This is a genomic window from Mycobacterium sp. Root265 (assembly GCF_001428895.1).
Classification (GTDB): domain Bacteria; phylum Actinomycetota; class Actinomycetes; order Mycobacteriales; family Mycobacteriaceae; genus Mycobacterium.
Map to the genome: position 1 here is coordinate 148,900 of NZ_LMJA01000002.1, position 10,664 is coordinate 159,563.

Annotated in this window: 11 protein-coding genes; 7 read left to right on the forward strand and 4 right to left on the reverse strand. The window is 67.1% G+C overall.

Annotation, left to right across the window (positions count from 1 at the left end):
- Positions 1-53 precede the first annotated feature (53 nt).
- Genes ASE48_RS04025 through ASE48_RS04040 form a run of 4 tightly spaced genes read left to right on the forward strand, consistent with a single transcriptional unit; the run spans position 54 to position 3,422 of the window.
- Entirely contained in the window at positions 54-1,010 is a 957-nt protein-coding gene (locus ASE48_RS04025) for a GlxA family transcriptional regulator (RefSeq protein ID WP_057165740.1), read from the forward strand.
- Between the two features lie 5 nt (positions 1,011-1,015).
- Positions 1,016-1,537 (forward strand): gamma carbonic anhydrase family protein, encoded by a 522-nt coding sequence (locus ASE48_RS04030; RefSeq protein WP_200962060.1) that lies wholly within the window; start codon positions 1,016-1,018, stop codon positions 1,535-1,537.
- A gap of 38 nt (positions 1,538-1,575) precedes the next feature.
- Positions 1,576-2,703 carry an NAD(P)H-binding protein gene (locus ASE48_RS04035; protein WP_057165741.1) on the forward strand — a complete coding sequence of 376 codons (1,128 nt, stop codon included), beginning with the start codon at positions 1,576-1,578 and terminating at the stop codon, positions 2,701-2,703.
- The gene (locus ASE48_RS04040; RefSeq protein WP_057165742.1) at positions 2,700-3,422 is read left to right on the forward strand and encodes a CPBP family intramembrane glutamic endopeptidase; all 723 of its coding nucleotides are present in this window, start codon (positions 2,700-2,702) and stop codon (positions 3,420-3,422) included. Before ASE48_RS04035 ends, ASE48_RS04040 begins: the two co-directional genes overlap by 4 nt.
- A gap of 12 nt (positions 3,423-3,434) precedes the next feature.
- Here the strand turns inward: ASE48_RS04040 and tet(V) are convergent, their stop codons facing one another.
- Entirely contained in the window at positions 3,435-4,697 is a 1,263-nt protein-coding gene (gene tet(V) / locus ASE48_RS04045) for a tetracycline efflux MFS transporter Tet(V) (protein ID WP_057165743.1), read from the reverse strand.
- Between the two features lie 58 nt (positions 4,698-4,755).
- A complete protein-coding gene (locus ASE48_RS04050) occupies positions 4,756-5,550 on the reverse strand; it encodes an enoyl-CoA hydratase (RefSeq protein ID WP_057165744.1) in 795 nt (264 codons plus the stop codon).
- A 113-nt stretch (positions 5,551-5,663) separates the two neighbouring features.
- Here ASE48_RS04050 and ASE48_RS04055 point away from each other — a divergent pair, with 113 nt between their 5' ends.
- The 3 genes from ASE48_RS04055 to ASE48_RS04065 are packed head-to-tail and all read left to right on the forward strand — an operon-like array spanning position 5,664 to position 8,545.
- A complete protein-coding gene (locus tag ASE48_RS04055; protein WP_057165745.1) occupies positions 5,664-6,746 on the forward strand; it encodes a CaiB/BaiF CoA transferase family protein in 1,083 nt (360 codons plus the stop codon).
- A gap of 33 nt (positions 6,747-6,779) precedes the next feature.
- On the forward strand, positions 6,780-7,535 hold the full coding sequence (locus ASE48_RS04060; protein WP_057165746.1) for a 3-hydroxyacyl-CoA dehydrogenase: 756 nt from the start codon (positions 6,780-6,782) through the stop codon (positions 7,533-7,535).
- An 8-nt stretch (positions 7,536-7,543) separates the two neighbouring features.
- On the forward strand, positions 7,544-8,545 hold the full coding sequence (locus ASE48_RS04065; protein ID WP_057165747.1) for an NAD(P)H-dependent flavin oxidoreductase: 1,002 nt from the start codon (positions 7,544-7,546) through the stop codon (positions 8,543-8,545).
- Positions 8,546-8,637: 92 nt separating this feature from the next.
- Here ASE48_RS04065 and ASE48_RS04070 read toward each other — a convergent pair whose 3' ends face one another.
- Positions 8,638-10,218: an HNH endonuclease signature motif containing protein gene (locus tag ASE48_RS04070; protein WP_057165748.1), complete on the reverse strand. Its 1,581-nt coding sequence runs from the start codon at positions 10,216-10,218 to the stop codon at positions 8,638-8,640.
- A gap of 263 nt (positions 10,219-10,481) precedes the next feature.
- On the reverse strand, positions 10,482-10,604 hold the full coding sequence (locus ASE48_RS33650) for a hypothetical protein (protein WP_105363407.1): 123 nt from the start codon (positions 10,602-10,604) through the stop codon (positions 10,482-10,484).
- Between the last annotated feature and the right edge of the window lie 60 nt (positions 10,605-10,664).

Sequence of the window (10,664 nt, forward strand, 5' to 3'; positions counted from 1 at the left end):
GCCGCCTAGTGGCATAAACGACAGCACTCATCAAAAACGTGCCAAACTGGGGTATGCACCGCGTGACCGTCCTGCTGTTGCCGCCGGTGGTCGGCTTCGACGCCACCATCGCGCCGACGCTGTTCGGCCAGGCGGAGGGACCGGATGGCACCCCGCTCTACGCGGTCACGGTGTGTTCCCTCGGTTCCGGGCCGGTGCCGACGATCAACGGCTTCTCGATGACCGCGACCGCCGGCCCCGAGGCCCTGGCCTCAGCGGACACCGTCGTCATCCCCGGCACCCGATACGCACCCGCCCGCATCGACGGCACGCTGGAACCCGAGGTGGCGGCCGCGCTGCGCACCATCCGGCCCGGCACCCGGCTGGTGTCCATCTGCACCGGCGCGTTCGTACTGGCCGCCGCCGGGCTGCTGGACGGGCGGCCGGCGACCACGCACTGGCGCTTCGCCGACACGCTGCGCGCGCTGTTTCCCAGCGTCCTGGTCGACGAAAACGTGCTGTTCGTCGATGACGGCGATGTGCTCACCTCGGCGGGGCTGGCCGCCGGGATCGACCTGTGCCTGCACATCATCCGTTCCGATCACGGCACCCAGGTCGCCAACGAGGTGGCCCGCTACTGCGTGGTGCCCCCGTGGCGGGAGGGCGGTCAGGCGCAGTTCATCGACCGGCAGGTGCCGGTCGCCGATCACGCCTCCACCGCCGCCACCCGGGAGTGGGCGCTGGCCCATCTTGACGAGGAACTGACGGTGCAGGCGCTGGCCCGGCACGCCCACATGAGTCCGCGCACCTTCAATCGCCGCTTCCGGGCGGAAACCGGTGAGGCGCCGGGCAGTTGGATTCGCAACCGGCGCATCGACCGGGCGCGGGAGCTCCTGGAGTCGCGGGATCTGCCCGTCGATGAGGTCGCGCGGCTGTCCGGGCTGGGCACCGGCGGCAACCTGCGTCACCATCTGCGCCGCGGCGTCGGCATGTCCCCGTCCAGTTATCGCAAGGTGTATCAGGGCGTCTAGTTACGATGACGGCCATGCCTGAACCGCTGATCATCCCCATCCAGGGCCGCGCCCCGCAACTGCACGCCGAATCGTGGGTGGCGCCGAACGCCAGTGTGATCGGTCCGGTGACGTTGGCCGCCAAGGTCAGCGTCTGGTACAACGCCACCTTGCGTGCCGAGTTCGAACCCATCGAGATCGGGTTCGGCTCCAACCTCCAGGATGGTGTCACTGCTCACGTTGATCCGGGTTTTCCGCTGCGCGTCGGCAGCGGTGTGAGCGTCGGTCACAACGCGGTGCTGCACGGGTGCACCATCGAGGACGACTGCCTGATCGGGATGGGCGCGATCGTGCTCAACGGGGCGGTCATCGGCGCAGGATCGCTGGTGGGGGCGGGTGCGGTGGTCCCGCAGGGCGCCGTCATCCCGCCCGGTTCGCTGGTCGCCGGGGTGCCGGGCAAGGTGCGCCGCGACCTCAGCGAGGACGAGAAAGCGGGCAACAAACTGAACGCGCAGGTGTATCAGGGGCTCATCGAGCTGCACCGCTAGTCCGGTTTCGTCCGCGCCGGCGTGGGTACGTTGGGGCTATGCGGATCCTGTTGACGGGTGCCACCGGTTACATCGGCTCGCGCCTCGTCACCGAACTGCTCGAGGCCGGCCACGAAGTCGTGGTGACCAGCCGAAACCCCGCCCGACTGGGGGACTACGGCTGGTTCGACGACGTCACCGTCGTCGCGATGGACGCTCGCGAATCCGATTCCACCGCAGTGGCTTTCGAGTTGGCCGGCCAGATCGATGTGGTGTACTACCTGCTGCACGGCATCGGGGAATCCGGTTTCCGGGAATCCGACAACCGCGCCGCGGCCAATGTCGCCGAATCGGCCCGGGCCGCCGGGGTGCACCGCATCGTCTACCTGGGTGGATTCGTCCCGGGAGGTGAGACGCTGTCCGACCATCTGGCCGGGCGCGCCGAGGTGGCCGAGGCCTTGCACGTCGACGGCGGTCCCGAGGTCGTCTGGCTGGGTGCCGCGTTGATCATCGGCGCGGGGTCGACGTCGTTCGAGATCCTGCGCTATGTCAGCGATCGGTTCCCGGTGCTGCCGCTGCCGAGCTGGATGTCCAATCCGATCGATCCGATCTCGATCCGCGATGTGCTGTATTACCTTGTGGCCGCAGCAGATTCGGATCGTGTCCCGGCCGGTTCCTATGACATCAGCGGCACGGAGACCACCACCTACCGTGACTTGATCGCCAGCTACGCGCGGTTGAACGGCAACTGGCAGTTCGAGGTCCCGGTCGGCGGGGTGCCCACCGGGCTGGTCTCGCTGGTCTCGGCCGCGGTGCTGCCGGTGCCCGGCGGGCTGACCGCGGATCTGACTGCCTCCCTTGACTATCCGATGACCGCCAACGGTAACGGACTACGCGATCTGGTGCCCGATCCCGACGGTGGTCTGTTGAGCGTCGACGACGCCATCCAGCGGGCACTGGCCATGCACCCGCGCCGTCCGGTCAACAACCTGGCCGATTCCCATCACCTCGCCGACACCGACCCGGATTGGGCCGGCGGCGACACCGCCCGCATCCGGCAGCTGACACCGTGGATCGCCAGACCGGCGTTGTCCATGCTGGCGCCGCTTCCGGGCCCCGCCAGAGCAGCGGTGCGCACCGGCCTCGACGCGCTGGCGGATCTGGCGGCGAAAGTCGATCCGCGATGACAGGACCCGTGACCCCGCCGACAAGTTGGACCGGTGAGCTGCGCAGGATCGCAGCCAGGAAGGCGCCACCTTTCAACGAGGCGCCCGCGGTGATCGGCAGACGCAAATTCGTGGTCGGCGCCGTGCTTCTGATCGGTGCCGCATTGCTCGGCTATTCCTTGAGCCGGCCGCCCGGAGACGACACGTTCGTCTGGCTCACCCTCGCGCTGGCCGGTGTGTGGGCCACGGGAGCATTTCTCTCCGGGCCATTGCACATGGGGCACGTCGATTTCCGCGGACGTAACCGGCGTCCGGTCATCACCGGGACAGCGATCGGGCTGGGGCTCGGGGCGGTGTTCGTGCTCGGCGGCTTGGTGGCGCGCGAAATCCCGGGCATCAACGACTACATCCGCGACGTCTTGCAGTACTCGAACGCCGGCCCGCTGTACCTGATCGTCTTCATCACGGTGATCAACGGACTCGCGGAGGAGATGTTCTTCCGCGGCTCGCTGTACACGGCGCTGCTCAAGCACCATCCGGTGGCCGCCTCCACCGTGTTGTACGTGATTGCCACAGCGGCCACCACGGGTAATCCGATGCTCGGTTTCGCCGCGATCATCCTTGGCTCCGTCTGTGCGGTCTTACGCCGCGCGACCGGCGGGGTGTTGGCGCCCATGCTTGTCCATTTCTTCTGGGGCCTGGTGATGGTGCTGGCGCTGCCGCCGATCTTCGGTGTCTGACTTCGGATTTCGCTAAGCGTCGAGCGGGTGCTCGATCTCGTCGCGGTACATCCGGGCAGCGAAATAGGCAATCAGTCCCAGGAATATCGGGCCAACGCCGGCCACCAGGTAGATGGTCTCGATCGAGATCACCTTGGACAACGGCCCGGCCAGCGCCATAGACACCGGCATGAACACCAGCGACACGAAGAAATCCAGGCTCGATACCCGGCCCAGCATCGCGGAGGGCACCCGGCGCTGCAGGAGCGTGCCCCAGATGACCATGGCCGCGCCCGAGGTCACGCCGATGATGAAGGACGCCGTGGCCATCAACGGAAACGATGATGTGTACCCGATGGCGACGATCGGCAGATTGCCCAGGCCCCAGCACACCATCAACACCGTCATGTAGCGCTTGGGCAGCCGCCACGACGACACCGCCAGCGCGCCGACCGCGCTGCCGAGACCGAACGCGGCCAGCACGAACCCGAAGATTCGTTCGCCGTGCTCGAAACGCGCATTGGTGATGAACGGCAGCAGCACTTCGATCGGGCCCATGATGAGCAGGATGAAACCGCTGGCGAACAACAGGGTGGCCAGCAGCCAGGGCGTGCGCACCATGAAGACGAAACCCTCGCGCAGGTCGGTGAGGACATGCGGTTTCTGGTGTTCGGATACCACCCGCTGCACGACGGGACGCGTCGCGATCAGCAGCGTGAGACCGACGCCGAAGAGCACCGCGCAGATGACCAGACCGACGGTGGGGAAGGTGGCGCCGATCAGCAGACCGGCCGCTGCCGGGCCGATGGCCTGCTGCAGCGTCGGGCGCATGACGCCCTCAATTCCGTTGGCCGCCAGCAGTTGCTCGGGCGGCAGCAGCCGCGGCAGGTAGGCGCTGTAGGCCGGAAAGAAGAACGCCGCCGCAATGCCGAGGGCCGCCGAGGCGACCGCCATGTGCCACAGCCGCAGCGCGTCGAGCAGCCCGAGCACCGCCACCGAGGTCACTGCGGCGGTGTTGACCGCCTCGACCAGGATGATGATGCGGCGCTGCGGAAACCGGTCCGCGGCGATGCCGCCCACGAGGACGAACGCCACCAGGCCGACGGCCATGCACGCCGCGACCAGGGACAGCGCTGCCGGGTCGTTGCTGAGGGCGATGACCTGCAGCGCCATTACCACGGTCCACATGCCGGTGGCGAAGATCGACAGCGCGACGGCGGCGACCAGCAGGCGGTAATCGCGGATCTTGAAGGGTGCGAGTACGCGCCAGCCGCCGGCGTCCAATTGCGTACTCACCCATAGATGGTCGCCGACGGATGGCCTGTCAGTCCATTGATTTTCCGGGCACGCGAGGTCAGGAGTCGGTGAAGGTGGCCTGCCTGCCGTCCTGGAACGCCTTGGTGCCTTCGGCGAAATCCGGGGAGGTCAGCAGGATCAGCTGGCCCTCACGCTCACGCCCGATCGCTGCTTCCAGCTCGGTGAGAGTCGCATCGTTGATGGCCTGTTTGGTCTTGCGCAAGGCGACGGCCGGTCCGCCGGCCAGGGTGCCGAGCACCTTGGCCACGGCCGCGTCGAGGTCCTCCGGGGCGTGCACCGAGGTGACCAGACCCCAGTCGTAGGCCTCGGCCGCGGTGATGCGTTCGGCCAGCAGCGCCATCCGCTGCGCGCGGATCCGGCCTACCGCCGCCGCGATCAGCGCCGACGCGCCGCCGTCGGGCATCAGCCCGATCTTGGTGAAGGCCAGCATGAAAAACGCCTTCTCCGAGGCGAGTACGACGTCACAGGCGATGGCCAGCGATACGCCGACGCCGGCGGCCGGGCCCTGCACCACCGAGACGACGGGTTTGGGCAGCGCAACGATGGAACGCACCGCCCGGTTGGCGGCGTCGAGCACCACCTCGGGGCCGTTGACGGATTTCGCGGACACATCCTCGGCGCTGATACCGGCGCCCGAGCTGAAACCGCGGCCCGCGCCGGACAACTTCACGACGCGGACCGCGGGATCTGTGGCGGCCGTCTCCAGGGCGTCGGCGATACCGGTCAGCATGGCCTCCGACAGCGAGTTCAGGCTGTCGGGCCGGTTCAGGGTCACCGCCAGCACGCCATCGGCGAGCTCCACGGTCAACTGATCGATGCTGCGATACGTCATCTGTACGCCCTCAGGTTTGGCGGGTAGGTGACCCGCGGCCGGTCGACTTGGTTATACAAGTAAGCTATGTCGGCGGTCAACTACTCGGTACTCAACGGCGAAGGACGGTAGGCATGGCGGGACCACTGCAGGGTTTGCGAGTCGTGGAATTGGCCGGCATCGGCCCCGGCCCGCACGCGGCCATGATTCTGGGAGATCTGGGTGCCGAGGTGGTGCGCGTCGATCGCCCCACGGCCAAGAACGGCGCCATCTCGGACGCGATGCTGCGCAATCGGCGCTCGGTCACCGCGGACCTGAAATCCGACGAGGGACGCCAGTTCGTCCTCGACCTGGTCGCCAAGGCCGATGTGCTGATCGAGGGCTTCCGGCCGGGTGTCACCGAACGCCTGGGCCTGGGGCCCGAAGACTGCGCCAAGGTCAACGAGAAGCTGGTCTACGCCCGGATGACCGGGTGGGGCCAGGAGGGTCCGCGTGCGCTGCAGGCCGGCCATGACATCAACTACATCTCGCTCAACGGTGTGCTGCACGCAATCGGGCGCCAGGGTGAGCGTCCGGTGCCGCCGCTGAACCTGGCCGGCGACTTCGGCGGCGGGTCGATGTTCCTGCTGCTGGGCATCCTTTCGGCGCTGTGGGAGCGGCAGACCTCGGGCAAGGGCCAGGTCGTCGATGCCGCGATGATCGATGGCTCCAGCGTGCTGATCCAGATGATGTGGGCCTTCCGGGCGCAGGGCGTGTGGAGCGACGAGCGCGGAACCAACATGCTCGACACCGGCGCCCCCTACTACGACACCTACGAGACGGCCGACGGCAAGTACTTCGCCATCGGCGCCATCGAGCCGCAGTTCTATGCGGAGTTGCTGGCCAAGCTGGGCCTGGACCCCGACACCCTGCCCGGGCAGAACGACATCAGCCGCTGGGAAGAACTGCGGGCCAAATTCACCGAGGTGTTCAAGACCAAGGACCGCGATGAGTGGGCGGCGATTTTCGCCGGCTCCGATGCCTGTGCGACGCCGGTGCTCGCGTTCGGCGAGGTGCTCGACGAGTCGCACATCGCCGAGCGCTCCACCTTCTACGAGACCCAGCACGGCCTGCAGCCGATGCCGGCCCCGCGCTTCTCGCGCAGTGAGCCGGCCGTGCCGAGCCCGCCGCCGTTGATCGGCGCGGACAACGAGACCGTCCTCAAAGACTGGGCCTGAGAACCCGACCTTCAACGAAAGGAACTGCAGCACGTGGAGATCAAGGATTCGGTAGCGGTCGTCACCGGCGGGGCCTCGGGCCTCGGACTGGCGACGACCAAGCGACTGCTCGACGCCGGCGCCTCCGTCGTCGTCATCGACCTCAAAGGTGAGGAAGCGGTCGCCGAGCTGGGCGAGCGGGCCACGTTCGTCGCCGCCAACGTCACCGATGAGGATGCGGTCAGCAAGGCCCTCGATGTGGCCGAGTCGCTGGGCCCGGTGCGTATCAACGTCAACTGCGCCGGCATCGGCAACGCGATCAAGACCCTCGGCAAGGAAGGCCCGTTCCCGCTGGACGGTTTCCGCAAGGTCGTCGAGGTCAACCTGATCGGTACCTTCAACGTGCTGCGGCTGGCCGCCGAGCGCATCGCCAAGACCGAGCCCTTGAAGGGCGAGGAGCGCGGCGTCATCATCAACACCGCGTCGGTCGCGGCGTTCGACGGGCAGATCGGCCAGGCCGCCTACTCGGCGTCCAAGGGCGGCGTTGTCGGGCTGACCCTGCCGGTCGCACGTGACTTGTCGCGCAGCCTGATTCGCGTCTGCACCATCGCGCCGGGTCTGTTCAAGACCCCGCTGCTGGGCTCCCTGCCCGAGGAGGCCCAGAAGTCCCTCGGACAGCAGGTTCCTCACCCGGCACGGCTGGGCGACCCGGACGAGTACGGCGCGCTGGCCGTGCATATCGTGGAAAACCCGATGCTCAACGGTGAGGTCATCCGGCTGGATGGCGCGATCCGCATGGCTCCTAGGTAGGGAAAACAATGTCACTGGTCACCAAGTTCACCGAGGCGTTCGGTGTGGAACATCCGATCGCCCAAGGCGGTATGCAGTGGGTGGGTCGCGCCGAACTCGTCGCGGCCGTCGCGAATGCCGGCGGTCTGGGTTTCATCACCGCGCTGACCCAGCCGACCCCGGCCGACCTGGCCAACGAGATCGCCAAGACCCGCGACCTCACCGACAAGCCGTTCGGCGTCAACCTGACGATCCTGCCGGCCATCAACCCGCCGCCGTATGACGAGTACCGCAAGGTGATCGTCGACGCCGGGGTGAAGATCGTGGAGACCGCGGGATCCAACCCGGCGCCGCACCTGCCGATGTTCCATGACAACGGCATCAAGGTGCTGCACAAGTGCACCTCGGTGCGCCACGCCATCAAGGCGCAGACGCTGGGCGTGGATGGCATCAGCATCGACGGCTTCGAGTGCGCCGGTCACCCGGGCGAGGACGACATCCCGGGCCTGGTGCTGATCCCGGCCGCGGCCAAGGAGATCGAGATCCCGATGATCGCCTCGGGTGGCTTCGGTGATGCGCGCGGCCTGGTCGCCGCGCTGGCACTGGGCGCCGACGGCGTCAACATGGGCACCCGTTTCATGGCCACCGTGGAGTCCTGTATCCACCAGAACGTCAAGGACGCCATCGTGGCGACCGACGAGCGGGGCACCGAGCTGATCTTCCGCAGCCTGCACAACACTGCCCGGGTCGCGAGCAATGTCGTCTCGCGTGAGGTGGTGGACATCCTCAAGGGCGGCGGACAGTTCGAGGACGTCAAGGATCTGGTGGCCGGTGTGCGTGGCCGCAAGGTGTTCGACGACGGCGATGTCGACGCCGGCATCTGGACCGCGGGAACCGTCATGGGCCTGATCCACGACATCCCGACCGTCGACGAGCTGATCTCGCGGATGGTCAGCGAAGCCGAGGACATCATCATCGGCCGGCTGGCCGACATGGTGAACATCGAAGAGGCGGAGCAGGCCACCGCCTGATCCGGAGTTCCTGACACCGAGAGCACAACCGCCCGGTCGAGGCCGCGAGAATATCGCGGTGTTCGATCGGGCGGTTCTCGTTGCGCCCCACGTCAGAACGGCGGGTCGCTGTTGTTCTCGGCGAGTTCGGCTGCGTTGCGTTGCCGCTCGGCTTTGATCCTTTGTGCACGATCCTGCGCGCGGGTGCGTTGTCGGGTGGGCATCTTGGTATGGCGGTCGTTGTCGTTGATCAGGCTGATGGCGCGTTTTCGTGAAATGGGTGTCTCGATGTTCCAGTGCGGGAACATGATTGCTGCCCCGGGCGCCTTGGTGTAGGTGTGCCCGGTCGGTGCGCTCCATTGGATGCGGCCGTCGGGTTTCGCTGCCGGTTCCCAACCACAGAACGTCTTGATCAAGTGGTGCAGACGGCACAGTGGTGCCAGGTTGCCCGGGTGGGTGGCCCCGGCGGGCCACGGGGTCAGGTGGTCCAGGTCACAGCGGTGGGCGGGCCGGTTGCAGCCCGGGAAGCTGCACGTCATGGCGCGCATCCGGACGAACGCGGTCAGTGCGGTCGAGGGACGGTATTGGCGTTCGGCGGGCAGGTCGGCGATCTCGGAGAGCGGCTTGACTTTGGCGCCGGCGGCGACGAGATCGGCCAGCATATTGGCGGGGATGATGGCGCCGTCGAGCGTGACGCCTGGGCTCGGGTTGCAGGCCGCGGGTGGGGTGTTGGCCGCGGGCGCGGCGGGCTCAGCCGGTTCGGATTCGGCCGCCGGAGTCTGCGGCTCACTCTCCGGTGGGGCCGGCCCGGATTCTGGGGTGGCTGCGGTGCCCGGGGTGGTGTGCCGCGGAGACTCTTCGCCGGCGGCGGGCACCTGATCGGTCAGCACATAGATGGTGACTGCGCCCGAGCGCGGGTCTCTCCCGCTGCCCTCACAACCAGCACCCCCGCACGCGCACGCTAGCCGTTCCAGTTGCGGGCCCACCGCGCCCAATGCGGCCAATGCCGCGGCACGCAGTTCGCCCCGCGCGCGGGGATCGTTGCCGCAGACGGTGTCGGCCAGGTCGTTGAGGCGTTGTTCGAGGATCTTTTTGTCGGTGATGCGCAGCCGCCCCCAGAAGGAGGCGACTCCGTTGGGGTCGTCTTTGTCGTCGAACTCGACGTAGAGGTCTTTGGCGTTGCGTTTTGAGCGCACGACGGCTTCGGGGTCGAATTTCTCCACCCACAGATCGATCGCGCCGATCAACTGTTTCTCCGAATGCGCCCCGTACTCGCCCGCTTCCCCGGCGATGGCGGTGTCGATCAGCACGAGGGCGTCATCGTCGTCGACGAGGTGGGTGCGCCAGGTGATCGCATCAATCACCGTCGCCGAGATGGCACCCTTGGCGAACAGGGCGGCGGTGCGGGGCAGCCGGTCGCGTAGGGCTTGGGCGATGCGCATCTGCTTGGACGCGGCGTGGGTGTTCAGGTTGCAGGCCGCCGCCACCGTGGCCTGCGCCCAGGCCCAGCCGTCGATGACCTGATGGGCGATCGCGTCGTCCTCGTCATCGCACTGGCGGGCAACCACCTCACCGATCAACGCCAACCGGTAGGCCGCCACCGACGCCTCGTTCTGGGTCGTCGCGGTCACGGCCGAGATGAGCGCCTCATCGCTCAACTCGGCGAGTGCGGCCCGATCCAAAGCTTCGAACATGTGTTCGATTTTACCGCGCAACCACGACAAGTGGCGAAGGAAGAAGTTTGATGTCTGCCGGCTGTCCCAGCGCTGATGTCCGCACGACTTGTGTCGCGGGCGCACGGTGGGGTCGCGAACCTGGTCGGGAGAGCAAAAAACCGCCCGGTCGAACCCACAGAAAATCTGCGTAGTCAGTCGGGCGGTTTTCGCCGTGATCGGTCGGAGCGGGCGGCGTTCAGCCGCTCACGTCGACCGGAAAAGCCGGTAGGCGCGTGCTGCGGTCAGACCGCAGCAGCGAGATCGGGGAACTGCTCCGAGGTATCACCCTCGACCAGGACGTCCCCGTGGTACAGGGCGTCAAAATCAACCTTGATGACATCTGCATTGGTGTCGTCGATCCACATGACACAGAGCGTATGGGCGGTGATTAAGAGATCTTTGAGCCCAGCTTGCGAATTTCGTGG

Excerpts from the sequence above, each read along its gene's own strand:
- ASE48_RS04065 (WP_057165747.1), top strand. The coding sequence starts at position 7,544 with ATGTCACTGGTCACCAAGTTCACCGAGGCGTTCGGTGTGGAACATCCG.
- ASE48_RS04035 (WP_057165741.1), top strand. The coding sequence starts at position 1,576 with ATGCGGATCCTGTTGACGGGTGCCACCGGTTACATCGGCTCGCGCCTC.
- ASE48_RS04025 (WP_057165740.1), top strand. The coding sequence starts at position 54 with ATGCACCGCGTGACCGTCCTGCTGTTGCCGCCGGTGGTCGGCTTCGAC.
- ASE48_RS04030 (WP_200962060.1), top strand. The coding sequence starts at position 1,016 with ATGACGGCCATGCCTGAACCGCTGATCATCCCCATCCAGGGCCGCGCC.
- ASE48_RS04050 (WP_057165744.1), bottom strand. The coding sequence starts at position 5,550 with ATGACGTATCGCAGCATCGATCAGTTGACCGTGGAGCTCGCCGATGGC.
- ASE48_RS04040 (WP_057165742.1), top strand. The coding sequence starts at position 2,700 with ATGACAGGACCCGTGACCCCGCCGACAAGTTGGACCGGTGAGCTGCGC.
- ASE48_RS04070 (WP_057165748.1), bottom strand. The coding sequence starts at position 10,218 with ATGTTCGAAGCTTTGGATCGGGCCGCACTCGCCGAGTTGAGCGATGAG.
- ASE48_RS33650 (WP_105363407.1), bottom strand. The coding sequence starts at position 10,604 with ATGTGGATCGACGACACCAATGCAGATGTCATCAAGGTTGATTTTGAC.
- ASE48_RS04055 (WP_057165745.1), top strand. The coding sequence starts at position 5,664 with ATGGCGGGACCACTGCAGGGTTTGCGAGTCGTGGAATTGGCCGGCATC.